The organism is Streptomyces sp. SAI-127 (assembly GCF_029894425.1).
Taxonomy (GTDB): domain Bacteria; phylum Actinomycetota; class Actinomycetes; order Streptomycetales; family Streptomycetaceae; genus Streptomyces.
Genome location: NZ_JARXYJ010000001.1, coordinates 5,283,263 through 5,309,536 on the forward strand (window position 1 = coordinate 5,283,263; position 26,274 = coordinate 5,309,536).

General features: G+C 68.4%; 23 protein-coding genes, 1 pseudogene and 1 riboswitch. Of the genes and pseudogenes, 11 read left to right on the plus strand and 13 right to left on the minus strand.

The window, feature by feature from the left end; translation table 11 throughout:
• Window positions 1–319: 319 nt before the first annotated feature.
• The gene (gene dnaB, locus M2157_RS24180) at window positions 320–1,798 is read left to right on the plus strand and encodes a replicative DNA helicase (RefSeq protein WP_037707244.1); all 1,479 of its coding nucleotides are present in this window, start codon (window positions 320–322) and stop codon (window positions 1,796–1,798) included.
• 45 nt (window positions 1,799–1,843) lie between these two features.
• On the opposite strand, the pseudogene M2157_RS24185 reads toward dnaB, so the two are convergent.
• Window positions 1,844–2,134, minus strand: a pseudogene (locus M2157_RS24185) (dihydrofolate reductase family protein); the annotation flags it as partial.
• A 361-nt stretch (window positions 2,135–2,495) separates the two neighbouring features.
• On the opposite strand from M2157_RS24185, the gene M2157_RS24190 reads away from it, so the two are divergent.
• Window positions 2,496–3,881 carry a serine hydrolase domain-containing protein gene (locus M2157_RS24190; RefSeq protein WP_280866186.1) on the plus strand — a complete coding sequence of 462 codons (1,386 nt, stop codon included), beginning with the start codon at window positions 2,496–2,498 and terminating at the stop codon, window positions 3,879–3,881.
• Between the two features lie 93 nt (window positions 3,882–3,974).
• Here the strand turns inward: M2157_RS24190 and M2157_RS24195 are convergent, their stop codons facing one another.
• Complete coding sequence (locus tag M2157_RS24195; protein WP_280866187.1) at window positions 3,975–4,427, minus strand: GNAT family N-acetyltransferase; 453 nt, start codon at window positions 4,425–4,427, stop codon at window positions 3,975–3,977.
• A 163-nt stretch (window positions 4,428–4,590) separates the two neighbouring features.
• Here M2157_RS24195 and M2157_RS24200 point away from each other — a divergent pair, with 163 nt between their 5' ends.
• A complete protein-coding gene (locus M2157_RS24200) occupies window positions 4,591–5,799 on the plus strand; it encodes an MFS transporter (RefSeq protein WP_280866188.1) in 1,209 nt (402 codons plus the stop codon).
• Between the two features lie 86 nt (window positions 5,800–5,885).
• Here M2157_RS24200 and M2157_RS24205 read toward each other — a convergent pair whose 3' ends face one another.
• On the minus strand, window positions 5,886–6,752 hold the full coding sequence (locus M2157_RS24205; protein ID WP_280866189.1) for a GNAT family N-acetyltransferase: 867 nt from the start codon (window positions 6,750–6,752) through the stop codon (window positions 5,886–5,888).
• Window positions 6,753–6,960: 208 nt separating this feature from the next.
• Between M2157_RS24205 and M2157_RS24210 the strand changes: the two genes are divergently transcribed.
• Both M2157_RS24210 and M2157_RS24215 read left to right on the plus strand, forming a co-directional pair.
• Window positions 6,961–7,593 (plus strand): HAD-IB family phosphatase, encoded by a 633-nt coding sequence (locus M2157_RS24210; protein ID WP_280858835.1) that lies wholly within the window; start codon window positions 6,961–6,963, stop codon window positions 7,591–7,593.
• 423 nt (window positions 7,594–8,016) lie between these two features.
• Window positions 8,017–9,636 carry a globin domain-containing protein gene (locus tag M2157_RS24215; protein WP_280866190.1) on the plus strand — a complete coding sequence of 540 codons (1,620 nt, stop codon included), beginning with the start codon at window positions 8,017–8,019 and terminating at the stop codon, window positions 9,634–9,636.
• A gap of 12 nt (window positions 9,637–9,648) precedes the next feature.
• Here the strand turns inward: M2157_RS24215 and M2157_RS24220 are convergent, their stop codons facing one another.
• The 5 genes from M2157_RS24220 to M2157_RS24240 form a co-directional block, all read right to left on the minus strand.
• Window positions 9,649–10,131 (minus strand): NUDIX hydrolase, encoded by a 483-nt coding sequence (locus tag M2157_RS24220; RefSeq protein ID WP_266516824.1) that lies wholly within the window; start codon window positions 10,129–10,131, stop codon window positions 9,649–9,651.
• An 88-nt stretch (window positions 10,132–10,219) separates the two neighbouring features.
• Window positions 10,220–11,140, minus strand: coding sequence for a LysR family transcriptional regulator (locus M2157_RS24225; RefSeq protein ID WP_280866191.1), 921 nt, complete (start codon window positions 11,138–11,140; stop codon window positions 10,220–10,222).
• A gap of 226 nt (window positions 11,141–11,366) precedes the next feature.
• On the minus strand, window positions 11,367–12,506 hold the full coding sequence (locus tag M2157_RS24230; RefSeq protein WP_280858832.1) for a cystathionine gamma-lyase: 1,140 nt from the start codon (window positions 12,504–12,506) through the stop codon (window positions 11,367–11,369).
• Window positions 12,503–12,994, minus strand: a complete 492-nt coding sequence (locus tag M2157_RS24235) for a low molecular weight protein-tyrosine-phosphatase (RefSeq protein WP_280866192.1) — start codon at window positions 12,992–12,994, stop codon at window positions 12,503–12,505. The genes M2157_RS24230 and M2157_RS24235 overlap by 4 nt, the downstream gene beginning before the upstream one ends.
• A gap of 6 nt (window positions 12,995–13,000) precedes the next feature.
• Window positions 13,001–13,378 carry a phage holin family protein gene (locus tag M2157_RS24240; protein ID WP_280858830.1) on the minus strand — a complete coding sequence of 126 codons (378 nt, stop codon included), beginning with the start codon at window positions 13,376–13,378 and terminating at the stop codon, window positions 13,001–13,003.
• A 58-nt stretch (window positions 13,379–13,436) separates the two neighbouring features.
• On the opposite strand from M2157_RS24240, the gene M2157_RS24245 reads away from it, so the two are divergent.
• From M2157_RS24245 to M2157_RS24260, 4 genes are all read left to right on the plus strand, one after another.
• Window positions 13,437–13,754 (plus strand): cupin domain-containing protein, encoded by a 318-nt coding sequence (locus M2157_RS24245; protein WP_031039972.1) that lies wholly within the window; start codon window positions 13,437–13,439, stop codon window positions 13,752–13,754.
• Between the two features lie 159 nt (window positions 13,755–13,913).
• Window positions 13,914–14,126: a DUF5326 family protein gene (locus tag M2157_RS24250; protein ID WP_037711649.1), complete on the plus strand. Its 213-nt coding sequence runs from the start codon at window positions 13,914–13,916 to the stop codon at window positions 14,124–14,126.
• 405 nt (window positions 14,127–14,531) lie between these two features.
• Window positions 14,532–15,266 (plus strand): helix-turn-helix domain-containing protein, encoded by a 735-nt coding sequence (locus tag M2157_RS24255; protein ID WP_280859075.1) that lies wholly within the window; start codon window positions 14,532–14,534, stop codon window positions 15,264–15,266.
• 98 nt (window positions 15,267–15,364) lie between these two features.
• The gene (locus M2157_RS24260) at window positions 15,365–15,802 is read left to right on the plus strand and encodes an SsgA family sporulation/cell division regulator (protein ID WP_280858829.1); all 438 of its coding nucleotides are present in this window, start codon (window positions 15,365–15,367) and stop codon (window positions 15,800–15,802) included.
• A gap of 253 nt (window positions 15,803–16,055) precedes the next feature.
• Here M2157_RS24260 and M2157_RS24265 read toward each other — a convergent pair whose 3' ends face one another.
• Window positions 16,056–17,825 carry a YibE/F family protein gene (locus M2157_RS24265; RefSeq protein ID WP_280866193.1) on the minus strand — a complete coding sequence of 590 codons (1,770 nt, stop codon included), beginning with the start codon at window positions 17,823–17,825 and terminating at the stop codon, window positions 16,056–16,058.
• Between the two features lie 71 nt (window positions 17,826–17,896).
• Window positions 17,897–18,086: riboswitch (TPP riboswitch) on the plus strand.
• Between M2157_RS24265 and thiC the strand changes: the two genes are divergently transcribed.
• Window positions 18,079–19,857, plus strand: coding sequence for a phosphomethylpyrimidine synthase ThiC (gene thiC / locus M2157_RS24270; protein WP_280858828.1), 1,779 nt, complete (start codon window positions 18,079–18,081; stop codon window positions 19,855–19,857). (Overlaps the previous riboswitch by 8 nt.)
• Window positions 19,858–19,945: 88 nt before the next feature.
• Here thiC and M2157_RS24275 read toward each other — a convergent pair whose 3' ends face one another.
• The 4 genes from M2157_RS24275 to M2157_RS24290 all read right to left on the minus strand — a co-directional run bounded on the left by M2157_RS24275 (window position 19,946) and on the right by M2157_RS24290 (window position 24,690).
• Window positions 19,946–21,082: a serine hydrolase domain-containing protein gene (locus M2157_RS24275; protein ID WP_280866194.1), complete on the minus strand. Its 1,137-nt coding sequence runs from the start codon at window positions 21,080–21,082 to the stop codon at window positions 19,946–19,948.
• Window positions 21,083–21,255: 173 nt separating this feature from the next.
• A complete protein-coding gene (locus tag M2157_RS24280; protein WP_280858826.1) occupies window positions 21,256–22,119 on the minus strand; it encodes a hypothetical protein in 864 nt (287 codons plus the stop codon).
• A 193-nt stretch (window positions 22,120–22,312) separates the two neighbouring features.
• Window positions 22,313–23,377, minus strand: coding sequence for a metallophosphoesterase (locus M2157_RS24285; protein WP_280866195.1), 1,065 nt, complete (start codon window positions 23,375–23,377; stop codon window positions 22,313–22,315).
• 200 nt (window positions 23,378–23,577) lie between these two features.
• Window positions 23,578–24,690, minus strand: coding sequence for a LacI family DNA-binding transcriptional regulator (locus M2157_RS24290; RefSeq protein ID WP_266516850.1), 1,113 nt, complete (start codon window positions 24,688–24,690; stop codon window positions 23,578–23,580).
• Window positions 24,691–25,114: 424 nt separating this feature from the next.
• Here M2157_RS24290 and hisC point away from each other — a divergent pair, with 424 nt between their 5' ends.
• Window positions 25,115–26,194 (plus strand): histidinol-phosphate transaminase, encoded by a 1,080-nt coding sequence (gene hisC, locus M2157_RS24295; protein ID WP_280866196.1) that lies wholly within the window; start codon window positions 25,115–25,117, stop codon window positions 26,192–26,194.
• The last annotated feature ends 80 nt before the right edge of the window (window positions 26,195–26,274 follow it).

Genomic DNA, 26,274 nt, shown 5'->3' on the forward strand with positions numbered 1-26,274 from the left:
GACGGCGAAGGTGCAGGTCAAGTCACCTCTTTGAGGATGAGGTGCAGCTTGTTCACAGGCCTGTCCACCGAGTCGTGCACAGGTTTTGCGGAGTTCTCCACAGCATCCGGGCCGTCGTCCACATGGCCTGTGGATAACCAGATTGGCTGACGGTGCCCGCGGGCCTACCGTGGTCCGGCGCCCGCTCCGTTCGTCGGCTTGGAAACCATCACAAAACCGACGCGCTAGAACCGGAGTTGGGCGTCTCATTTGTCAGTGCCGTGCCGTAGAACTGAGAAGCACGGCGAGGTCCGCTCGGCGGACGGGAGGAGGTGGCTCGGTGAGTATTTCCGAGCCCTTGGACGACCCCTGGGCCGACAGCGGTCCCAGTGATCGTCTGCCTTCCTCGCGTCGCCGCGGCGACGGAGGCCGAGGCCGAGACGAACAGCACGACCGCGGCAGGGACACCGGCGAATGGGACGGCGGAGGCACGGCCTTCGAGAGGGTCCCTCCCCAGGACCTGGATGCCGAGCAGTCCGTCCTCGGCGGCATGCTCCTGTCCAAGGACGCCATCGCGGACGTCGTCGAGGTCATCAAGGGCCACGACTTCTACAAGCCCGCCCACGAGACGATCTTCCAGGCGATCCTGGACGTCTATGCCAAGGGCGAGCCGGCCGACCCCATCACGATCGCCGCCGAGCTCACCAAGCGCGGTGAGATCAACAAGGTCGGCGGCGCATCGTATCTGCACACCCTCGTCCAGACCGTGCCGACGGCGGCGAACGCCGAGTACTACGCGGAGATCGTCCACGAGCGCGCCGTCCTGCGGCGCCTGGTCGAGGCGGGGACGCGCATCACCCAGATGGGATACGCGGCCGACGACGACGTCGACGAGATCGTCAACCGTGCCCAGGCCGAGATCTACGCGGTCACCGAGCAGCGCACCAGCGAGGACTATCTGCCGCTCGGCGACATCATGGAGGGCGCGCTCGACGAGATCGAGGCGATCGGCTCGCGCAGCGGCGAGATGACCGGTGTGCCCACCGGTTTCACGGACCTCGACTCTCTCACCAACGGCCTGCACCCGGGCCAGATGATCGTCATCGCCGCCCGCCCCGCCATGGGCAAGTCCACCCTCGCACTGGACTTTGCCCGCGCGGCTTCCATCAAGCACAACCTGGCCAGTGTCATCTTCTCCCTCGAAATGGGGCGCAACGAGATCGCGATGCGTCTCCTGTCGGCGGAAGCGCGTGTGGCCCTGCACCACATGCGTTCGGGCACCATGACGGACGAGGACTGGACCCGGCTGGCGCGCCGAATGCCCGAGGTGTCCTCCGCGCCTCTCTACATCGACGACTCCCCGAACCTGTCGATGATGGAGATCCGGGCCAAGTGCCGGCGGCTGAAGCAGCGCAACGACATCAAGCTCGTGATCATCGACTATCTGCAGCTCATGCAGGCCGGTGGTTCCAAGCGTTCCGAGAGCCGTCAGCAGGAGGTCTCGGACATGTCCCGCAACCTCAAGCTCCTGGCCAAGGAGCTGGAGGTCCCGGTGATCGCGCTCTCGCAGCTCAACCGTGGTCCCGAGCAGCGGACGGACAAGAAGCCGATGGTGTCCGACCTGCGTGAGTCCGGCTCCATCGAGCAGGACGCCGACATGGTGATTCTGCTGCACCGCGAGGACGCTTACGAGAAGGAGTCACCGCGAGCCGGCGAGGCCGACATCATCGTGGGCAAGCACCGAAACGGCCCGACGGCGACGATCACTGTCGCCTTCCAGGGCCACTACTCGCGCTTCGTGGACATGGCGCAGACCTGATGTCGCAATCTCACGGGCCGTGTCGTACCGATGTCGTATACGGCATCACCGTGACACCAGCGCGTGGGTGCTGCTGCCCAGCGCCTCGTACCTGGTCAGGACCACGCCGCCGGGAAACGTCCGCGTCTCCACCAGGTTGAGGTTCACCCAGCTGGCCAGCGCGGTGAAGAACGGCGTGCCGCCGCCCACCAGGACCGGATGGGTGAAGATCGCGTACTCGTCGATCAGTCCGGCGCGCATGGCCGCCCCGGCGAGCGTTGCGTCGCCGATGTTCATCGGGCCGCCGTCCTCAGCCTTGAGCCGGGTGATCTCGGCGATCGGGTTGCCGGTGACCATTCCGATACCGGCCCCGCCTCGATTCCCTGGCCGTGACAGTGGTCGAGGTCCACTGCGCGTGTCCCGCGGCGGAGGCCGCCCGCCGCTGTGCCGAGCGGGCGGCCACGACCCATCCGGTTCATGTGGTCCGCGAACTCTCGCCTGAGGTCCTGGCCCAGTACGACAGGCCACTCGGGTACGGCCCTCATCACGGCGGACACCACGCGTCCGACCGATCCACCGGTCATCGCCGCCCAAGTCCGCCGAGCGTTCGACGCGGAGATGACCTGTTCGTGAGACGGGTGCCGGCGGTCGACCTCCTGCAAGGCCCACGGGGCTAAAGAAGTCGACGTCCACGTCCCCGGCGGGATGGACTGGGGGCATGACGACATCTCAGGGAGAGTTGCTTCCCGGTACACGCAGGGCGTTGCTGCACCGGATCGCCGTGGCCCAGGCCGAGGGGCGGGCACCGTCGCTGGTAGCGGCGGTCGTGCGGGGCGGACGGACGGTGTGGCACGGCGCGCGTACCTCGGTGGAAGGGCACGGCCCGGACGAGAACGTGCAGTACCGCATCGGGTCGATCACCAAGACCTTCACCGCCGTTCTCGTCATGCGACTGCGGGACGAGGGACTGCTCGACCTCGGTGACCCGCTGGAGAAGCACGTGTCCGGCACGGGAGTGGGGGAGGCCACGGTGGCCGAACTCCTCGCCCACACCAGTGGATTGGCGGCCGAGTCTCCCGCGCCCTGGTGGGAGCGCACCTCCGGGGGACTGCGTCCGGAAATCGCCGACGTACTGGGCGAGCAGCCCTTCCTGCACCCCGTCGGACGCCGCTTCCACTACTCGAACCCCGGCTACACCCTGCTGGGCGAACTCGTCGAGAAGCTGCGCGGGGCTCCGTGGGAGGAGGTGCTCCGACGTGAAGTGCTCGTACCTCTGAGCCTCAACTGCACAAGCGTCCGCCCGGAAGCACCCCATGCGGGCGGCTGGGCAGTGCATCCGTGGGCCGATGTGATGCTGCCCGAACCCTCCGAGGACCTCGGACGGATGGCTCCCGCGGGTCAACTCTGGTCCACCACTGGTGACTTGGCCCGATTCGCGGTCTTCCTGGTCAACGGCGACGATCGCGTACTGAGCGCGGAGACTGTGAGGGAGATGCGCATGCCGACGGCTCCGGCCGGGATGGGGGATCTCGCCGACGGTGCCTCTTACGGGCTCGGCTTGCAGGTCCAGCACCGCGACGGGCGACTGCTCGTGGGCCATTCGGGCTCGCTGCCGGGATTTCTGGCGAATCTCACGATCGGTGTGGCGGACGACGTGGCCGCAGTGGTGCTGGCCAACTGCACCTCCGGCCCGCTGCTGTCCGTCGTAGGGGCCGATCTCGTGCGGATCGTCGCGGACGCCGAACCCAGAATCCCCGAGCCCTGGCGCCCGATGCGCGAAGCCGACTCGCCCTCGCTGGAGTTGGCGGGTCAGTGGTACTGGGGAACGAACGGATTCGCCCTACGGCTGACTGCGGACGGACTTGCCTCGCTGGAGCCTTTGTCGGGCACAGGTCGGCGCTCGCGCTTCCGGACCAACGGTGACGGCACCTGGACCGGGCTGGAGGGCTACTTCCACGGGGAGCTCCTGAAGGCCGTACGGCGGCCTGACGGGTCCGTGGACCACCTCGACCTCGGCTCGTTCGTGTTCACTCGGCAGCCGTACGACGAGGGGTCATCCGTGCCGGGTGGAGTCGATCCGGAGGGGTGGCGCGGCATCGGCTAGATGCCTCTGCCCGGTCGGCACGCCATGGCGCCCCTGTTTCACGTGAAACAGGGGCGCCATGGCGTGCCGCGAACGAGAGGTCGTGGGGGAGGATCACAGGGCCAGCTTGAAGCCCACGTGCGAGGCCGTGAAACCGAGCCGTTCGTAGAAGCGGTGGGCGTCGATGCGTGTGTTGTCGGACGTCAGCTGCACCAACTGGCAGTTCTGACGCCGGGATTCCTCGATCGCCCACTCGATGAGGCGGGTCCCCAGTCCACTGCCACGCTCGTCGGCGTGGATGCGTACCCCTTCGATGATCGATCTGGTGGCACCGCGCCGGGACAGGCCCGGAATGACCGTGAGCTGAAGCGTGCCGACCACACGACCCTCCCGCGTGGCGACGACCAGATGCTGGTTCGGGTCGGAGGAGAGGCGCTCCAGCGCGCTCGCATAGGGCGCCAGGTCGTCCGGGGACTCGCGCTGGGCGCCCAGAGGGTCGTCGGCGAGCATGCCGACGATCGCGGAGAGGTCGTCCAGCGCGGCGGGCCGAATTTCAAGATCTCCCATGGCAGCACACCCTATGCGGGGTGCTCGTGTGCGGGCAGCGCAGGTGTGCGAAGGCATCGAGGGAGTGGGGCGGGCGTGTACCACCGTTTGCATATATAGAGCGTCTGCAATTATTGTGGCTGTGCGCTACACGCTCCTGCAATCATCTGGAAGGTGCCATCCCATGCCGCTCGCGCTTCTGGCTCTCGCGATCGGGGCCTTCGGTATCGGAACGACCGAGTTTGTGATCATGGGGCTGCTGCCCGAGGTCGCGGACGACTTCGGTGTCTCCATCCCCACCGCCGGCTTCCTGGTCACCGGCTACGCGCTCGGCGTCATGTTCGGCGCTCCTCTGATGACCGCCCTCGGCACCAAGATCTCGCGCAAGCGGATGCTGATGCTTCTGATGGGGCTGTTCATCGCAGGCAATCTGCTCTCCGCCCTCGCCCCGGCCTTCACCGTCATGCTGATCGGCCGCGTGGTCGCCTCCCTCGCCCACGGAGCCTTCTTCGGCATCGGCTCGGTCGTCGCCGCCGACCTCGTGGCCCCGGACAAGAAGGCCGGAGCCATCGCGATGATGTTCACCGGCCTGACCGTCGCCAATGTCGTCGGCGTCCCGCTCGGCACGCTGATCGGCCAGACCGCCGGCTGGCGTCTGACTTTCACCATCGTCGCGGCCCTCGGTGTCGTCGGTCTGATCGGCGTCGCCAGGCTCGTCCCCGAGATGCCCCGGCCGGAGGGCGTGCGTCTGCGCCACGAGCTGGCCGCCTTCAAGAACGCCCAGGTGCTGCTTGCCATGGCGATGACTGTCCTCGGCTTCGGCGGTGTCTTCGCCGCCATCACCTACGTCGCGCCGATGATGACCCACGTAACGGGCTTCGCCGACAGTTCGGTGACCTGGCTGCTGGTCCTCTTCGGGCTCGGCATGGTCGGCGGCAACCTCGTGGGCGGCAAGTACGCCGACCGCGCTCTGATGCCCATGCTGTACGTCTCCCTGGGCGCCCTGGCCGTCGTGCTCGCGCTCTTCACGCTCACCGCGCACAACAAGGTCCTGGCCGGCGTCACGATCGCTCTCATCGGTGCTCTGGGCTTCGCCGCGGTGCCGCCGCTCCAGAAGAGGGTCCTCGACCAGGCGCACAACGCCCCCACGCTCGCCTCAGCCGTGAACATCGGTGCCTTCAACCTCGGCAACGCCCTCTCGGCCTGGCTCGGCGGCCTGGTCATCTCGGCCGGCTTCGGCTACACCGCCCCCAACTGGGTGGGCGCCGCCCTGGCAGCAGGGGCTCTCCTTCTCGCGTTCCTCTCGGCTGCGCTGGAGCGTCGGGACAGCACTCCCAGCGCCGTGGTCGCAGGGCCGACGCCCGCCGGACAGAAGACCGCAGTGCACCACTGAGCCGACCTGACCGGCAGTCAGGCACTGCGACGACATCGCCGGTTTTCCCGAAGTCCCGGGAACCGACGTCGTCGTACACACGTGCCTCAGATCGCGGCCACGGTCAGCGGAGCGAACCGCCGGCTCCAGTCGCCCGGCAGCTCCGAGATTCCGTACGTCATGACCGAGTTGAGGCCGACCGGCGCCAGACCGCGTTCTCTGGCCCACGCCCGCAGCTCTTCGTGTCGTACGTCGATGTCGGTGCGCAGCGGACGGTCGGTGCCTGCGGCGAGCGATGTGAGGAGTGCCTGTGCCGACTCGGTGTCACGGGCGATCAGTGGGCCGACGACATGGGTGTTCATGTTGGGCCAGGCGGCCGCGTATCCGATGATCCGGCCGCTCTGCTCGGCTACGCGCAACTGGTCGGCGAAGGCGGGAAGCCGGGTGATGAGGTGCGTGCGATCAGTTCCCAGCACCTCCTCGTCGAGCCGGAGGATCGTGGCGAGGTCCTCAGCGGTGGCCGCACGCGTGCTCACGGTCGGCGCCGGGCCGCCTGGAGTGAAGTGCCCCTGGAGCATCTCCGCCCGGCCGGTCAGTTTGAAGCCCAGCTCCTCGTAGAGCGGACGGCCGTAGGGCGTCGCGTGAAGAGTCAGAGGGGTCGTGCCCATCGCGGAGAGAACGTGCCGCATGAGCCGACGGCCGATGCCCTGTCGGGCGTGCCGTTCGGCGACCAGCACCATCCCGATCGCTCCCAGGTCGGGCTCGCTGTAGGGGCCGTACTCCGTGACCACGCAGGCGGTGACGAGCCCTCCGTGAGGGTCGTCGATGCCGTAGCCCTTTCCGGCCGCGAGCAGGAGGCCCCACTTGTGCTCCTCGCGCGGCCACCCCCGGTCCTCGGACAAGTCCGCGCAGGCGGTGAGATCGCGCAGCGTCAGACGACGGATGGGAAGAGCGGCAAGGGAAGGAGTCGGCACGCAGGTCAGGCTGTCCGATGGGTGCCCTCGGCGTCCACCTGTTTCCCGGGGTGCGTACGAGCTTTTGGCCATGTCGTAGCCAAGCGCACAACAGGCGATCAGATGCCGGGTGTTTCACGTGAAACATCGGAGAACGGCGACCGTCCGGCGATCGACCGGAAGCGCCCCTGACGCCTCACCGGGTCGCTGGACCACTAGCCTCACGAGCATGGCGAGACTTCATCTCTTCGACCTCGATGGCACTTTGCTGCATGGGACCAGCGCGCCCGTGCAGATTTCCCGGCAGCTCGGGCTCGAGGCCGAGACCGTGGCACTCGACCAGGCGGTCGGAGCCGGACTGATAGGACCGCCCGAATATGCACAGCAGGTGTACGCGCTGTGGGCGTCCCTGACCGAGGCACATGTCGTCGCGGCCTTCGAAGGTGCCCCGTGGCTGGCCCGCATTCGCGAGGTCTGGGCGGAGATCAGGGGGCAGGGCGACTACTGCGCGGTGGTGTCGCTCTCGCCGTCCTTCTTCGTGGAACGGCTCACCACTTGGGGAGCTCATGCCGCATACGGGTCCCGCTTTCCGGCCGTTCCCTTCACCGAGCCCGTGGATCCTTCCGGAGTGCTCAGCGCCGCCGCCAAGGTCCTGATCGCGGACCGGCTGTGTGAGCAATTCGGAGTGACGCGGGCGGACTGCATTGCCTATGGAGACTCGTCCTCCGACAAGGATCTGTTCGCCGCGGTGCCGATCTCCGTGGCGGTCAATGCGGACCATCACCTGTCCGATGTCTCGACCCACTCCTACAACGGCATGGATCTGTGGGAAGCCTATGAATTGGTGCGTCACGCCCGGTAATTGAGTCAATTCACGGTTCGCCCCGCGAACGCCCCGCGAGCAATTCGTGGAGGAGGAGGGGGGACTTGTGTGCGGAGCGGTGACCGGTAGGGTCGACTCCGGTTCCTGTCCGTACGGGGGTGCGACCACCCGTGTGCGGCCGAGAGCGGGGCAATGCAGCCTAACGGGACGGAGAGATCGAAGACCCGCATTTGTGGTTATACGGCCGGAGCATCCGTACGCGGTGGGACGCTGCGGTGAGGGTGATGCGGCCAATGTCACACTCTCGCCTACTTGTCCGTACGGACGGCGAATACGGGTTGAATGTGCCGCGTTGGCCGTGACGCCGAGCGGGGAAAGCAAGCCGTCTGCGGGGGAAAGCAGGCATCTTCCGACCGAGGAAGTGCGCAGACCGACCGAAAGATGTTCGAGGCGAGGCACACCATGGACGCTCCGACCACCATGTCGGCCGACAACGGCACATCCGGGGGCGGGGGCGGCTGGTTCACTTCACGCAATCAGCCGGCGGCGGCGCCCGGCGCCGAGCAGGAGACGGCGGAGGGAAGCAGGCTGGCCGCGCTGCGCCCGGTCGGCAGGCCGAGGACGGGTAACTCGCCAGGGCCCTCGACAGCCACCGAACCGGACCCGTCGGACCAAGCCGCAGAGCCGCCCGGCACGCAGAGCGACCGCGAGGAAGTGACACCGGCCGAGGAGGTGGCAGCCCCGGCCGACGAGATACAGCTCGCGGCACGGCCGCAGGAGATACACCCCTCGGAGCAGACCTCGCAGACTCCGAGTTCCACCCCCGCTCAGCCCCCTGAAGTGCCGGCGAACACCCCCTCCGCGGGCCTCCGAGTGCCCGACCAGCGCTCCTCCTCGCCCCGAGGCGCCACCACCACGCTCGGCACCAACCCGCCGCAGTTCCCGGGCCTGTCCCCGAGAGACCAACCGCCCTCCCCGGACGCCGTCCGCATCCGCCGGACCATGGCCGAGGTCGCCCCTGTCGCCGAGAAGGTCACGTCGTACTTCTACGCGCTGCTCTTCGTGCGCCACCCCGATCTGCGCCCGCTGTTCCCCGCCGCCATGGACGCCCAGCGGGACCGCCTGCTCAGGGCACTGCTGACGGCGGCCGAGCACATGGACAACACCCCGGTCCTGGTCGACTACCTGAAGAACCTGGGCCGGGGCCATCGCAAGTACGGCACCCGTGCCGAGCACTATCCGGCGGTCGGGGAGTGCCTCATCGGCGCGCTGAGCAAGTACGCCTCCGGCATCTGGGACACGGAGACGGAAGCGGCCTGGGTCCGGGCGTACACGACGATCTCGCAGGTGATGATCGACGCGGCGGCCGCGGACGAGCTGCGTGCCCCCGCCTGGTGGTACGCGGAGGTCGTGTCACACGACCTGAGGACCCCGGACGTCGCCGTCGTCACTGTCCGGCCCGACCAGCCCTACCCGTTCCTCGCCGGCCAGTACACAAGCCTGGAGACGCCGTGGTGGCCGCGCATATGGCGGCACTACTCCTTCGCCTCGGCGCCACGCTCAGACGGACTGCTGTCGTTCCACGTGAAGGCCGTCCCCGCGGGCTGGGTCTCCAACGCCCTGGTGCATCGGGCCCACCCCGGCGACATCATCCGGCTCGGTCCGCCGACCGGGTCCATGACCGTGGATCACACCACCGACAGCGGACTGCTCTGTCTGGGCGGCGGCACCGGCATTGCGCCGATCAAGGCGCTGGTCGAGGACGTGGCCGAACACGGCGCACGACGGTCGGTCGAGGTGTTCTACGGAGCCCGCACCGACAACGACCTGTACGACATCGACACGATGCTCAGGCTCCAGCAGTCCCACCCCTGGCTGTCCGTCCGCGCCATCGTCGACCAGCAGGCCCATCTTCAGCTCCCGGACGCCGTACGCGAGTACGGCCCCTGGCACGAGTACGACGCCTATCTCTCGGGCCCGCCCGGCATGATCCGCAGTGGTGTGGACACGCTCAGGTCCATCGGGATCCCGTCGGAACGCATACGCCACGACTCCGTGGAGGAAATCGTCCTGGCGCAGTGACCCGGCGAGAGGTCAGCCCAGATCCGGGGCGTGCATGGCCCGTACGCCTTCGATGTTGCCGTCCAGATAGTGCCGCAGGGACAGCGGTACGAGGTGGACGGAGGCGATCCCGACGCGGGTGAACGGCACCCGGACGATCTCGTACTCTCCGACGGGCTCGTCCACTTCGGGCCCGTGCCGCAGGGACGGGTCCATCGACTCCAGGTGGCACACGAAGAAGTGCTGGACCTTCACTCCGGTCGCGCCGCCGTCGTCGCCGATGTGCTCGACGGTGTCCACGAAGCAGGGCACCACGTCGGTGACCTTGGCGCCTAGCTCCTCGTACACCTCGCGGTGCAGGGCGTCGACGACGGTCGTGTCCGTCGGCTCGACTCCACCGCCGGGAGTCAGCCAGTAAGGATCCATGCCGGGCTTGGTGCGCTTGATCAGGATCAGGTCGTCACCATCCAGCAGGACGGCACGGGCGGTGCGCTTGACCACGGGTCGGACGGTCATGGGGGGAATGTGGCCCGGATGGTTCCACGTGAAACATCGCATGTGGTCACCGGCTGGGATCGCTGCGTGAAGACCGCGAAATACCTGCTCAACACCAGTCGGCAGCCGCCCGCAGTAACCACTCGTGCGCCCGTGCGATGTGCGGCATGGCGAGCGTTCCGGTGCGCACCACCAGGAAGTACGTTCGAAGCGGTGGCACGGTCGGCTCGTGGAGGGCGACGACGTCACCACGCTCCAGGGCTGCCACGCACAGATATCGCGGCAGCACCGCGAGCCCGGCGCCCGCGATGGCGCAGGCGAGCACCGCACGCAGATCCGGGACGACCACGGTGCCCGGGGCGGCCGGGCGGGAGTCGAAGACGGAGGCCCAGTAGCGCGAGACGAAGGGGAGTGACTCGTGCACCTCGATCACGGGGACGTTCTCGAACGCGGGGGCTCGTTTGACCTCGCGAACAGTCTTGAGCGCCTCCCCTGAGCCGATCTGACCGGCCCAGCTCGGGGCGGCGACCAGGACGTGCTCCTCGTCGCAGAGCGTGCTCGCCGTGAGCAGCGCACCCCGTGGGCGAGCCGTGCTGATGGCCAGATCGTGATGCCCGGCAGCCAGACCCTCCAGTGTTTCCTCGGCGTTCCCGAAGGACGCCCGCAGAGCGTAGCCCTGGCCGTCCTCGCCGGTCAGCTCGGTGAGCGCGGGCAGCGCCCGCTCGGCGGTGAACTCGGGTGGTCCCGCGAGATGCAGCGTCCTCAGGGACGACTCGTCGTCGGGGCCGGTCTCGGTGATCTCCACCAGGGCGTCGAGATGGGGGGCGGCCTTGTGGGCGAGTTCGTCGCCGATGGTCGTCGGGGTCACTCCGCGGGCCTGTCGCAGGAAGAGGGGGCGTCCCAGCTGCCGCTCCAGGGTGCGGATCTGCGAGGTGACGGCCGGCTGCGAGAGGCCCAGCAGCGCGGCGGCACGGGTGAAGGAACCGGCCCGGTGCACCGTCACAAAGGTGCGCAGCAAAGCGAGATCCATGGCGATGCCCCCCTTCCCTGCCCTTCTCCCGGCCTTGAGGCAGGGCCCAACTATAAATATGTCGATAGGTCTCTGTCGCTACTGTGATTGGACACTGACAGAGAGTCAACTAGCCTTGTTCGCGCGGTTCTTCGCGCGCAGAACCGGGGCGGTCCGAGCCACGAGGGGGGAGGCTCGGACCGTCCGTTGTACGTAGCCGGACACCTGTGAAGCCCTGCGGAACCGGTCAGTCCGTCGACTCGTCCAGCGCACGCAGCACATCCGCCACCAGGTCCTCGGGATCCTCCGCCCCGACCGAGAAGCGGATGAAGCCCTCCGGCACGTCGTCCCCGCCCCAGCGCCGACGCCGCTCGGCCGTGGAGCGCACCCCGCCGAAGCTCGTCGCGTCGTCCACGAGCCGCAGGGCGTCGAGGAAACGGTCGGCACGCGCGCGCGTGGGCAGCGTGAAAGAGACCACGCATCCATAGCGTCGCATCTGCTGCGATGCGATCTTGTGTGAGGGGTCGTCGGCCAGTCCCGGATAGCGCAGCCCGGTCACCTCCGGCCGCTCGCGCAAGGCCTGGGCGAGCACGAGCGCGGTCGCGTTCTGCCGGTCGACCCGCATCTGGAGCGTGGCGATCGAGCGATGCGCGAGCCAGGCCTCCATCGGTCCCGCGATCGCACCGACGATCTTCCGCCAACGGCGTACGGCGTCCATGGCCTCGCCCTCGCGGCCGGCGACGTACCCCAGGAGGACGTCTCCGTGCCCCGTGAGCTGCTTGGTGCCGCTGGCCACGGAGAAGTCCGCGCCGAGCTCCAGCGGGCGCTGTCCGAGCGGAGTGGCGAGCGTGTTGTCGACGGCTACGAGCGCCCCACGCGCGTGTGCCGCCTCGACGAGCCGCCGGATGTCGCACACGTCGAGGCCGGGGTTCGAGGGCGTCTCGATCCACAACAGCCGTGCGCCGTCCAGGATGTCGAGCTGTGCGTCACCGGCGGTGGGAGCGGTGCGCACCTCGATGCCGTACGCCTTCAGCTGTGCCTGCACCAGGGGCATGGCCTGGTAGCAGTCGTCGGGCAGGACCACGGTGTCGCCCGCGCGCAGTTGGGAGAAGAGCACAGCGGAGATGGCCGCCATGCCCGAGGCGAAGACCAGCGTCTCCACGCCGTCCTGCCCCGGCGCCTCCAGTTCGCCGATGGCGCTTTCCAGCAGGTTCCAGGTCGGGTTCGTGTCGCGGCCGTAGGTGTACGGACCGTCGACCTCCCCGGGCAGATGGAAGTGGGCGGCGAAGGCCGGACCGGGCAGGGTCGGTTCGTTCTTGACCGCCTCGGGCAGTCCGGCCCGTACCGCGCGGGTGCCCTCTCCCCTGTCCGCAGCCCTGTCGCTCATGCCACCCGTCCTTCCGTCTGCTCGCGCACCTCGGCGAGCAGACCCTCGCTTGCCGCCTCCACCATCTCAAGGCACTCCTCGAAGCCGTCCAGGCCCCCGTAGTACGGGTCCGGAACGTCGAGCTCGTCGCCCGCGGCGGGGTCGTACGAACGCAGCAGCCGTACTTTCGCGGCATCCTGCGGGGTGGGTGCGAGGCGTCGCAGGGCCTTGAGGTGGCCGGTGTCGAGGGCGATGACGAGGTCGAGGCGGGAGAACCAGGACGGCTGGAACTGCCGGGCCGTGTGGCCGCCGTCGTAACCGTGCTCCTCCAGGACGGACACGGTGCGCGGGTCGGCGCCGTCACCCTCGTGCCAGCCGCCGGTTCCGGCGCTGTCGACCTCGACCAGACCGTCAAGGCCGGCCTCCGCCACGCGGGCGCGGAAGACCGACTCCGCCATCGGGGAACGGCAGATGTTGCCGGTGCAGACGAAACAGACGCGGTAGGTCATACCTCCTCAGTCCTCGTCGGGCAGGACGACGTGCAGGGCCCAGGCCACTATGGAGATGATCAGGCCGCCCAGGACGGCGGTCCAGAACCCCTCGACGTGGAAGCTCAGGTCGATCTTGTCGGCGAGCCACGAGGTGAGGAGCAGCATCAGCGCGTTGACGACCAGCGTGAACAGGCCGAGCGTCAGGATGAACAGCGGGAAGGTCAGCACCTTCACGACCGGCTTGACCAGGAAGTTCACCAGGCCGAAGACCAGGGCGACGAGGATCAGCGTCCAGACCTTCTTGCCGGTGCTGTCACCGGTCAGGGTGATCTTGTCGAGCAGCCACACCGCGACCGCCAGGGCACCCGCGTTGGCGATCGTCTTGACTACGAAATTCTTCATGTGTCTGATCGTGACAGAAGAGATCGGTTACGGGCACTGACGAGGGCGGACTAAGTCGATGAAGGCATTCCGGTTGGATGAACTGGAGGCGGAGCGCGCCGCCAACGACGGTGCCTACCTGCAGTTCCTGCGTGAGCGGAACATGTCCGTCGGTCTGTACGCACTCGACGCGGGCGCCCAGGACCCGCAGCAGCCGCACCGCCAGGACGAGGTCTACTTCGTGGTCAGCGGGCGCGCGGCGATCACCGTGGGCATGGAGACCACCCAGGTGTCGCGCGGCAGCGTGGTGTACGTACCGGCCGGTGTCGCCCACAAGTTCCACCACATCAGCGAGGACCTCAGGGTCATGGTGGTGTTCTCTCCCCCGGAGAGCTGACCTGCGGTCTCGGGGTTCCCTAGGGGATCAGTCAGGGGAGGACAAGGGGTGCGAGGCCCCCGCAGAGGCACCTGTCGGCCCTAGCATCGAGTGCAGGACATTGATGGATCCGGTACCAGACGGGCCGGACGGTGCAGGACTTCAGAGAGGTTAAGTGCGATGGGAGAGATCTTCGCGGGGCTGCCGTGGTGGGTGAAGTGGATCGCTGTGCCGGTCATTGCCCTGGTCGTGTTCGGCGGGCTGATAGCCACGGTCGTCGGCTTCGTCATCGGCCTGCTCTTCAAGCTGCTGGTCTTCGTGGCCCTGGTCGGCGGACTCGTCTACGTCGTACGGAAGTTCATGTCGAGCTCCTCGTCGCGCAGCGACTGGTGAGCGTCCGGAGGGGGCGGGGCGACCGGTAACAGGAATCCCCTGTTCCCTCGGGGGAGGGAAGTTTCCCGGACGGGCCGTATATGTGCGGTGGCGGACCGTTAAAGTCCGGAACTCGACGCGGGGACGACCCCGCGAGCGGCGTACACCCCCTCCCGTGTTCCCCGCACGGGCTGCCCCCTCGCGCTCCGGGAGTGACCCTTGGCCACGGTTGACACCGCACCCGCCCAGATCGACACCCGTTCGACGACGGCTCCCACACAGCCGACAGCTCCGCCGCAGCCGTCAGCTCCCGTACAGCCGTCTGCTCCGGTACAGACATCCGGTCCCGTACGGCCGTCAGCCCCCCTCCAGCGCCGCGCGGCGCCCTCCTCCGAAGCGTCCGAACAGCCCCACTCCGCGACGCTCATCGGGTCCGTCCAGCGTGCCATGCGCCTGCTCGAGTCCGTCGCGGAGCACGAGCACGGAGCCCCCGCCAAACAACTCGCCCGCGAGACCGGGCTGGCGCTCCCCACGGCGTACCACCTGCTGCGCACCCTCGTGCACGAGGGCTATCTGCGTCGCGACAAGGGTCTGTTCTTCCTCGGCGAGGCGGCCGAGCGGCTGAGCAGCAGCGGAGCCGAGCAGAAACGTCGCAGCACCGTCGTCGAGGCGCTCGCGCACTGGCGCGACCTGATCGGCGTGCCGGTGTACTACGCGCAGTACCGGAACGGCGAGATCGAGGTCCTCTGTGTCTCCGACAGCCCCGGCAACCCGGCGGTCGAGGAGTGGGCCGACTTCCGCGAGACCGGGCACGCGCACGCCATCGGACAGTGCCTCCTCGCCCAGCTCGACGACGAGGCTCGGCGCGACCATCTCGACCGGTACCCCGTGCAGTCCATCACCCCGTACACCGTGCGCGACGGGCACAGCCTGCTCCGGCGTCTCGAACGGACCGCGCGGATGGAGCCGGTGATAGAGCGTCAGGAGTACGCGCTGGGGACGGTGTGCGCGGCCATTCCGATCACATTGGGTAACGCTGCGGCAACGATGGCCATCTCCCTGCCTGCCCATCAGGCCGACCGGTTGCTGGCCGCAACCCAGCAACTGCAAGAGGAAATCGGGCGGCTGACCGGCTCGCTGGCGATCTCTATCAGTATCTGAAAACTCACTCCTTGTGATCTGTTGTGCACGTTCAGCAAGATGCCACCAGTGTCAGAGGGATCATTCCCGGCCAACGAAGGCAGATGACGGGGTAGGCAATGCGCGAGACCGTACAGGCAGAGGTCATGATGAGCTTTCTCGTCTCGGAGGAGCTCTCTTTCCGCATTCCGGTGGAGCTGCGCTACGAGGCCTGCGATCCCTACGCAGTCCGGCTGACCTTCCATCTCCCGGGCGACGACCCGGTGACCTGGGCTTTCGGCCGTGAGCTGTTGATCGACGGGGTGGGCCGGCCATGTGGGGAGGGCGACGTGCGGGTCTCGCCCGCCGGTTCCGACCTGCTGGGCGACGTCCTGATCAGGCTTCAGGTCGGCGGTGATCAGGCACTGTTCCGCTCGTCGACGGCGCCGATCATCGCGTTCCTCGACCGCACCGACAAGGTGGTGCCGCTGGGGCAGGAGACCGCGCTGGCCGATTTCGACACCCATCTCGACGAGGCGCTGGACCGGATCCTGGCGGAGGAACAGAGCGCAGGCTGACCCCTTATGGCGGTGAGACGACGGAACGCTTCAATCGTGAGGTGGGAGGGCGCAGGAACGCTTCTGCCGATGCGGGGCTCAGGGTGAGGGTGGCGCGCTGTCGGGAAGGCGGGCCGGTTGACCTCGGGGCAGGCTGGATCTGGCCACCCTCGTCTCATCGTCGGAGCCGGAAGCCGGGAGCCCTAGGGTGCTTCTGGCGAAGCTTGAAGTCGCCCTTGCGCTGGTGGAGGTGGGCAGCGCCCCTGATCCCCTCTCAGCGCCTGCGCCGTCGCCCCTTGCCACCGCGTGCCGCTGCCGGCCGGCTGTCGGCCGTGCCCGCGCTCACGCTTGTCGCCGGTACGGGTGCCGGAGCCCCCGCACCCACCGCCTCCGCCCCCGGCCGGTCCGCCGAGACCACCAGGGCCGCGAGGACCGTGGTGACCGGCACCGATGCGACGAGGCCGATCGAGCCGACCAGCGTGCGCACGATCTCCTCCGCCACCAGCTCACTGTTGGCGACGGTCCCCACGCTGGACTGTGCGATGGAGAAGAGCAGCAGCAGCGGCAGCGCGGCACCCGCGTAGGCGAGGACGAGCGTGTTGACGACGGAGGCGATGTGGTCGCGCCCGATCCGGATACCCGCGCGGTAGAGCCCGCGCCAGCCCATCGTCGGGTTGGCGTCGTGCAGCTCCCACACGGCCGAGGTCTGCGTGACCGTCACGTCGTCGAGGACACCGAGCGAGCCGATGATGACGCCGGCGAGCAGCAGGCCGCTCATGTCGATCGACGGATACAGCCCATGGATGAGCCCGGTGTTGTCGTCCGTGTTGCCCGTGAGCGCGGCCCAACCGATGAACTGCGAGCCGAGGAGGCCGATCAGCACCAGGGAGATCAGCGTGCCGAGCACCGCCACGGAGGTTCTGGCCGACAGACCGTGGCACATGTAGAGGGCGATCAGCATGATGGCGCTCGACCCGACCACCGCCACGAGGAGCGGGTTCGAGCCCTGCAGGATCGCGGGCAGGACGAAGAAGTTCAGCAGCAGGAAGCTGATGGTCAGGGCGACCAGCGCCATGACACCGCGCAGTCGCCCGACGATCACGACGGCGAGCGCGAAGATTCCGGCGAGCAGCCCCATGGGGAGCCTGCGGTTCACGTCGGCGACCGAGTACTGCAGATCCCTGGGCGCCGAAGGCTCGTACGCGACCACGACCTTCTGGCCCTCGTGCAACTGCCGGGACTGGTCCGGCTGGACGATCTCCGTGAAGGTGCGGCCCTTGTCGTCGCCGGTGTCGACCCGGATCGTCGCCTTCTTGCAGGTGCCGTTCGCCTGCTGCTCGGCGGAGGAGCCCTCGGCGGTGGAGGTGTCCCCGGTCGGGGTCTCCCCCGAGGCGTTCACCGACTTGCAGCTGACGCTCACGACCTTGGTGACCGTTGCCTGTTGGGTCTGCCGGTCGAAGCCGACCCCGGTACGTTCGTGCGCCGGGGCGCCACCGGGCCACAGCACTGCCAGGCCCACCACCACCGCTACGCCGAACGGGATGAGGATCGCCGCGATGACCTTGCGCAGGTGCTTGGAGACGGGAGTTGCCGGTCCGTGGCTGTGACTGTGGCCGTGCCCACCACCGCTGCCGGAGCCGCCCCCCTGCCCGTGTCCGTCGCCGGGTTCGTGCCCGTGCCCGTGTCCGTCGCCGGGTTCGTGCCCGTGCCCGTGTCCGTCGCCGGGTTCGTGCCCGTGCCCATGGCCGTCACCACCACCCCAGCCCCCGCCGCCCTGACCGCCACCCCGGCCACCATCACCATGGCCGCCGCCCAGGTCAGTGCCACCGACCTGGCCTCCACCACCGGCTCCGGGCCCGTACCCGTAGCCCTGCCCACTGTGCCCGCCCTGCCCACCGTGCTCATGCTCGTGCCAGCCGTCGGCCCCGCCGTTTCCGAACTGCCCGCGGGAGCCATTGCCGGGGCCGAGCCCGGGACCGTTTCCGGAGCCCGGTCGGCGCGGAGGCTCGGGAGGCGGGTATGGGGGCTGATGCATCGTGGTCACCGACCGATCATCGCAAGAACGACAGGGGCCCTCTGTTCACCGCGCCCGGATTGACGCTAGCGTGGAGCCACCTTTGTACACGCGGGAGCTCGGAGCACCGGGCTGAGAGGGCGCTGACCTCCGTCCCAGCGATGTTTCACGTGGAACGTCATCTCCATCGAGTGACGTTCCCCACGAAACGTCGGCAGACGGAAATCGCTGCGTCGACCGCCGAACCTGTTACCGGGTAATGCCGGCGTAGGGAGTAGGTCTCATGACCATCAAGGACGCGCGCACGCCTGCCTCCGATCAGCTTGACGGGGAGGCCGGGAAGTCCATCGGCTGGCACAAGGCGTACATCGAGGGCTCGCGCCCCGATCTGCGGGTGCCGGTCCGTCAGGTGCACCTCACCAACGGACAGTCCGTCACGCTGTACGACACGTCCGGCCCGTACACCGATCCGCTCACCGAGACGGATGTCCGACGGGGCCTTGCGCCTCTGCGGGACAACTGGATCATCGCCCGCGGGGACACCGAGGAGTACGCGGGACGTCCCGTGCGCCCCGAGGACGACGGGATCAAGCACACCTCACCGCGGGGTGGCCTCCGTAACCTCGACGCGGTCTTCCCGGGGCGGCCGCGCCAGCCGCGCCGTAGCCGTGACGGCGGGGCGGTCACGCAGCTCGCCTACGCCCGTCGCGGTGAGATCACACCGGAGATGGAGTACGTGGCCATCCGGGAGAACGTCGACCCCGAGGTCGTCCGCGAGGAGATCGCGGCGGGGCGCGCGGTGCTGCCGGCGAACGTCAACCACCCGGAGATCGAGCCGATGATCATCGGCAAGCGGTTCCTGGTGAAGGTCAACGCCAACATCGGCAACTCCGCGGTGACGTCCTCCATCGAGGAGGAGGTGGAGAAAATGACCTGGGCGACCCGCTGGGGCGCCGACACGGTCATGGACCTGTCCACCGGCCGCAACATCCACACCACGCGCGAGTGGGTGCTGCGCAACTCCCCCGTTCCCATCGGCACGGTGCCGCTCTACCAGGCGCTGGAGAAGGTCGACGGCCGCGCCGAGGAGCTGACCTGGGAGATCTACAAGGACACCGTCATCGAACAGGCCGAGCAGGGCGTGGACTACATGACGGTCCACGCGGGCGTGCGCCTGCCGTACGTACCCCTGACGGCCAACCGCAAGACCGGCATCGTCTCGCGAGGCGGCTCGATCATGGCGGCCTGGTGCCTCGCGCACCACAAGGAGTCGTTCCTGTACGAGAACTTCGAGGAACTGTGCGAGATCCTCGCCGCCTACGACGTCACGTACTCGCTGGGCGACGGCCTCAGGCCCGGTTCGATCGCGGACGCCAACGACGAGGCGCAGTTCGCGGAGTTGCGCACGCTCGGGGAACTCAACCGGATCGCGAAGCGTTTCAACGTACAGACCATGATCGAGGGCCCGGGGCACGTTCCGATGCACAAGATCAAGGAGAACATCGACCTTCAGCAGGAGATCTGCGATGAAGCTCCGTTCTATACGCTCGGCCCGCTGACCACCGACGTCGCGCCGGCCTACGACCACATCACCTCCGGCATCGGCGCCGCGATGATCGCCTGGTGGGGCACCGCGATGCTCTGCTACGTCACGCCCAAGGAGCACCTGGGCCTGCCCAACCGGGACGACGTCAAGACCGGTGTCATCACCTACAAGATCGCCGCCCATGCGGCCGACCTCGCCAAGGGACACCCCGGCGCCCAGGACTGGGACGACGCCCTCTCCGACGCCCGCTTCGAGTTCCGCTGGGAGGACCAGTTCAACCTGGCCCTCGACCCCGACACGGCCCGGGAGTTCCACGACGAGACCCTCCCGGCCGAACCGGCCAAGACGGCTCACTTCTGCTCCATGTGCGGGCCGAAGTTCTGCTCGATGAAGATCTCCCAGGACATCCGCCGTCGCCACGGCGACAGCCAGACGGAGATCGAGGAGGGCATGGCCCAGAAGTCGAAGGAGTTCGCGGCGAGCGGGAACCGGGTGTATCTGCCGCTCGCGGACTGAGCCCGACAGGTGAATGGGCCCGCGCCGCCGAACCACCCGAGTCCGGGCGGTGGCGCGGACCCATGAGTCCGTCGACAGCCGAAGACGCTCAGGCGGTGAGCAAGGTGACGACCCGGTTGATCATGTCCTCACTCGCGGCCAGAGGCGTCGGTGTGTACGACAACACGAAGCGGAGCCGCAGATCCCGGGTGGCGAACATACGGGTGCGGTACCCGTACGTGTCACCTGTCTTGCCCCAGAACGTCACGCCGTTCACTGTGGCCGTCTGCAGCCCCATGCTGTAGCGGGCCGGACTGCCGTCCACCATGTGAACGGACTGCGGCGGCAGAGCGAAGAGGTGGCTCATGGCCTCGGGCGGCAGTAACACGCCGGAGAACAGGGCTTCCTGGAAGCGGAAGAGGTCGTCGGCGGATGAGACCAGTTCTCCCTCGCCCCAGGAGCTCGACTGTTCGTACGTCGTGATGTCCTGGAGCGACTTGTCGGTCATGCGGAGGTAGCCGTGCACATGCGGGCCGTGCAGGTGCGGGTCGTCACCAGGCAACAGGGTCCGCGTCAGGTTCAGGGGACGCAGGATGCGGGACTTGATCGCCTCGCCGTAGTGCCGGCCGGTCAGCTCCTCGATGAGCAGGGCGAGCAGCACATAGTTGATGCCGCGGTACTCCTGTTTGGTGCCGGGAGGGAACTTGAGCGGGCTGTGGGTCACGGTCCGCACCATTTCCCGGGGTGTCCATCGGTCTCCTCGGTGCCGTAGGACGGCTTCCGGGGTACTGAGGTCCGGCAGTCCTCGATGGTCGGGCAGTCCGCTCGTGTGGTTCAGCAACTGCGTCACGGTGATGCGTGCGAAGGAGGAGGGAAGAAGGCCCCGAAGGTACCTGCCGATGGGGGCATCGAGGTCCACCCGGTGTCGCGCCCACAGCTGCAGCACGACAGCCGCCACGAATGCCTTGGTGACGCTGCCTGCTCGGAACCGGTCGTCCCCGTACAGGGCACGGCCGCTCCTTATGTCTGACACTCCTGCGGTGCCGTACCAGTGGGTTCCCCGGCCCTCGACGCGCAGTTGCGCGGAGGTGGCCGGCGGATGGGACAGATCGCTGATCGCAGCTTGCAGGGCACTGGTGTCCGCGGTGGTCTTGGCTGACGCGCCGGCACTGGCGCTTCCGGTGACAGCCAGCATGGCACCGGCCGCACAACCACCCATCAGGGAACGTCGGGAGAGAGAAGTCATGGTCCGTCATGCTGCCGACGTTGCCCCGTGGTGCCATCCGGGATGTCCCCCACGAACACCCGGACCGGACCCCGAGGCCGTTGTTGCGCGCCGACGGAGAGGCCGGCCCGCGGCCGGATCTTCGGCTTGCGCTCCCCGTGGTGGGGGCGCAAGCCGAGGGGCTGTGCCGGGTGCTACTCCGGCTGGTGTTCCGGCCCCCCGAAGTCCGGGCTGGTGTAGTCCGGGCTGGTGAAGCTCGGGCGGGCACCGGACGCTCCGTCGTCCGGGCTGCTGAAGCCCGGGCGGCCGTAGCCGAGGCTGGGCATCCGGCTGGTCGGTGCGGGCGGAGCCGTGTGGTGCAGTGCGGCGGTGCCGGGGTCGGCCAGAGCCTCCCTGAGGAAGGGGAGGATGCCGCGTTCCAGCAGGGCCTCGCGCCAGGCGTCCCTGGCCCGTGCCACCTCCTCGCTCAGCTCGCCGTACCCCGCGTCCGGCGAGGGCCGGTTGCGCAGGGCGGTGAGCAGCAGCCCGACGGCGGCGACCAGGATCGCGGCCGCGGTCATGGCGCCGAACACCCATCCGATGGTGATCATGGTGTGGGCGAACGCCGGCTCGGGGTCGAGCATCTGCAGGATGTAACCCACGAGCAGGAAGATCGCCGCGGCGATTCCGGCGAGGACGGGCGTCAGGACCGCGGCGACGGCGACGGCGCCCGCACCGGCGGTCTCGGCGACCTCTCCCATGGTGGTGGCGAGCCCCATCGCACCCGTGCCCGACTCGGCGGGGCCGGGTTCGTGCACGGACGACAGGGTGGACGGCGCCGCCGGGCGGCGCTGTTCCTCGCGGACCTTCACGTAGTGCTGGTACTCGGTCGCCGCGGCCGCCGTGACGAGTGCGGTGGCGTTGAGCGCCATGGTGCGCAGCTGTTCGGGATTCAACCGCTGTCCGACAGCGGCCAGTTCGGGACGGTGTGGTGCGGAGCGCAGCGCCTCATCGAGGATCCGCTCGTACTCCTGGCGGTCCTCGCTGTGCAGGTGCTGCGGAACGCTGTTCATGTGCATCCCCCGATGCTCCGTAGGGCTTGGGGCTCGCATGCCAACGAGCCGTCGGGCAGAAACGGAGGGGAGCCTGCTACGGATAAGCAGATGGTAGAGCTGTCACGGCACAGGGTGACAGGGGGTTTCCAGAAATTGGCCTCTGGCCTGCGCGGTCGACGGTCAGTCCGTCCTGCGGGAACTACTGCCCCGCGAACGTTCAGATATCCAGGGGCAGTTGCTGGACCAGCAGTTTTCCGGCCATGGTCACCCCGCCGTCCATCGCGATGGCCAGTCCGTCGGCGTAGACGTGCGGTCCCTCGACCACCGGACCGGATTCGTCCTCATCGTCCTCGGAACCCACTTCGCCGAGCAGATAGGGGATCGGGCTGTGGCCGTGAACGATGCGGGTGCCGCCGTACGTATCGAGCAGCGAGCGCACATGGCCGGCGCCGCCCTCGTCGCGGAAGGAGAAGCGCTTGGTCAACTTGCGGAACAGATCCCACACCTCGTCCGCGTCGTTGCGCGTGAGGGTCTCGCGGATGGTGTCGTTGACCGCCTCGATCGAGTCGCCGTAGTCGAGATAGGCGGTGGTGTCGGAGTGGACGAGCAGATGTCCGTCGACCTCCTCGACGGCGTCCAGCCGTGCCATCCACTGCAGATGGTGGTCCTGGAGGCGGTCCATGTCGGTCTTCTGTCCGCCGTTGAGTAGCCAGGCCGCCTGGAAGGTGGCGGTGCCGGCGCCGGAGTTGACGGGCGTGTCGCCGAACCGCTTGGCGCCGAGCAGCAGCAGTTCGTGGTTGCCCATGAGGGCCTTGCAGTAGCCGCCGGCCGCGGCGGCCTCCGCGGACAGCCGCATCACGAGATCGATGACGCCGATGCCGTCGGGCCCACGGTCGGTGAAGTCGCCGAGGAACCACAGCCGGGCGGTGCCCGCGCACCAGTTGCCCGCCGTGTCGACGAGGCCCTTCTCCTGGAGCGCGGACATCAGTTCGTCGAGGTAGCCATGGACGTCGCCGACGACGAACAGCGGACCGGGACCGTCCACCGCCTGTGCCGCGGGGTCGGTGGCCGCCTGGAGCTCGTCACCGTGGCTGATGACGGGCAGGTCCTGCTCGGTGGGGGTGTACCCCTCCGGGTAGGCCTCCTCGTCGGCCGGGACGACGTCACCGGGGTGCGTGCTGTGGCCGTACGGACCGGTCTCGTTGACGTACGCGGGCACCCGGAAGTCGCGCAGCACCGCCGTGCGCTCCACCTCGGGTCCCTGACCGGCCCCCTGAGTCATCAGACCCCTCCACCATCGCGCCGCATCTGCACCGCTTCGGACTGCCTGGTCGCAGCGGCCCGCGGTGTCGTGGGCCCATCATAGGAATGCGGATCGCGCCATGTGATGACCCAGGGGTAGTGAATCGGAGCAAGACTCCTGTTCACCGCGGCATTCGCCCCGATTGGGCCGGGCTTGGACCCTCGCCCGGCCGCTTCCTGCTACTTCTCCTCGGGCGACCGCGGCGAGCTGACCGTCGTGCGCGGGGCACGCCGCTGGGAGGAGGTACGCACGATCAGTTCGGTCGGTATCACCTGCTCGACCGGTTGGTCCGATTCGACCCCCTCGATGGCGTCGATGAGGAGCTGGACCACGGCTGTGCCGATGCGGCGCGGCTTGAGGGAGAGCGTGGTGACGGGCGGCTCGGTGCTGGCGTACACGGTGGACTCGCTGCAGCAGACGATCAGCAGATCGTCGGGGACGCGCAGACCGTAGCGGCGGGCGGCGGCCAGCAGGTCGGTGCCGTTCGGGTCGAACAGGCCGTAGACGGCGTCCGGCCGGTCCGGGCGGGCGAGCAGCCGGTCGGCTGCGACGGCGCCCGCACACGGATCGTGCGCGGGATAGGCCTCGTACACCGGGTCCTGCCCGACCCGCTCGCACCAACGCAGATACGCGGTGGTCGACAGATGGGTGTACGTGTCCGTCGTCGTCCCCGTCAGCAGCCCGATGCGGCGGGCGCCGGCGTCGGCCAGATGGTCGAGGATGCCGAGGACGGCGGCCTCGTGGTCGTTGTCGACCCAGGCGGTGACCGGGAGCGTGCCGGCCGGGCGGCCGTCGGAGACCACCGGTAGCCCCTGCCGGACCAACTCGCTGACGACCGGGTCCTGGTCGGACGGGTCGATGACCACGGTGCCGTCCAGGGCGACGTTCGACCACACGTCGTGGCGCGAGGTCGCGGGCAGGATGACGAGGGCGTAGCCGCGGGCGAGCGCGGCGGAGGTGGCCGCCCGCGCCATCTCGGCGAAGTACGCGAACTCGGTGAAGGTGAAAGGTTCATCCCCGTACGTAGTCACGGTCAGGCCGATGAGTCCCGACTTGCCCGTACGGAGGGTTCTGGCCGCGGCTGAGGGCCGGTAGCCCAGCCGGTCTGCGACCTCCCTGACATGGCGGCGGGTGGCGTCCGGGAGCCTGCCCTTGCCGTTCAGGGCGTCGGAGACGGTCGTGATGGAGACTCCGGCGGCGGCGGCCACGTCTCTGATGCCCGCCCGGCCCGGCCGGCTGCCTCGACGGGAGGTTTCCGCGCGGCTCACCTGGTGCTTCCCTGCTGCTGTCATGGCGAGCCGATAGTAGGGCTCATGCGGTGGGGTAGGGCGGACGCATATGCACGCGTTGACAGGCACGTTTCTGCAAGGTCATCTGGCGTCAACTACCTTTGAAACAGAGCCAGTTAAACGATCCAATGGCACTACGTAACTTGTCGGCACGCATGGGCCTGCCAAGTCCCCGATGTTTCGAAGAGGTCTCAACTCACCTTCACGGGTGACGCGCGCCACGGCGCGAGCCACCGGCGCATAGATATATGTGACCGCGCCCCCTGATTCGTCTGCCTTCGTACGGTGATGCCCCTGATGCCTGTGGGGCTGATGAGGTTCGCTCTGACCTGTACGCAGCGGCGCCCAATCCTCATAGGGTGAGCAGTATTGGATGCCGACTGCCGGAGTCGGACGCCATGAGGCGGTGGTCATGAGGAGGACTGCGGTGAGCGAGACGAGCCCCAAGCTGCGCGCCGAGCTGGAGGGTATTCCCACGTACAAGCCGGGCAAGCCCGCCGCTGCCGGCGGTCCGGTGGCCTACAAACTGTCCTCCAACGAGAACCCCTATCCGCCGCTGCCGGGCGTGCTGGAGACCGTGACGGCCGCCGTCTCCTCCTTCAACCGCTACCCGGACATGGCCTGCACAGGTCTGATGAACGAGCTGTCCGAGCGTTTCGGCGTCCCGCTCTCCCATCTGGCCACCGGCACCGGCTCCGTCGGCGTCGCCCAGCAGCTCATCCAGGCGACCTCGGGACCGGGCGATGAGGTGATCTACGCCTGGCGGTCCTTCGAGGCGTACCCGATCATCACGCAGATCAGCGGTGCCACCTCGGTGCAGGTGCCGCTGACGGCGGGCGACGTGCACGACCTGGACGCGATGGCCGAAGCGATCACCGAGCGGACCCGGCTGATCTTCGTCTGCAACCCGAACAACCCGACGGGCACGGTCGTGAAGCGGGCCGAGCTGGAACGGTTCCTCGACCGGGTGCCGAGTGACGTGCTGGTGGTGCTCGACGAGGCCTACCGCGAGTTCATCCGTGACCCCGAGGTGCCGGACGGCGTGGAGCTGTACCGCACGCGGCCGAACGTCTGTGTGCTGCGTACCTTCTCCAAGGCGTACGGCCTCGCGGGCCTCAGGGTCGGCTTCGCGATCGCCCACGAGCCGGTGGCCGCGGCGCTGCGCAAGACCGCGGTGCCCTTCGGGGTGAGCCAGGTCGCACAGGAGGCGGCGATCGCCTCGCTGCGGGCCGAGGACGAACTCCTGGGCCGGGTCGGCTCGCTGGTCTGTGAGCGCAACCGCGTGGTGGAGGGACTGCGAGCCCAGGGCTGGACGGTGCCCGAGACCCAGGCCAACTTCGTGTGGCTGCGGCTGGGGGAGCGCACGGCCGACTTCGCGGCGGCGTGCGAGCAGCACGGCGTGGTCGTACGGCCGTTCCCGGGAGAGGGCGTGCGGGTGACGGTCGGGGAGACCGAGGCGAACGACATCTTCCTGAAGGTGGCGGAGGGCTTCCGCAAGGAGCTGTGACGGGACGGTGCGTGTCTACGGGGCGTCGGGGTTTCACGTGAAACCCCGACGCCCCGTGTGCCAGGGCCGACCGGTCCCTC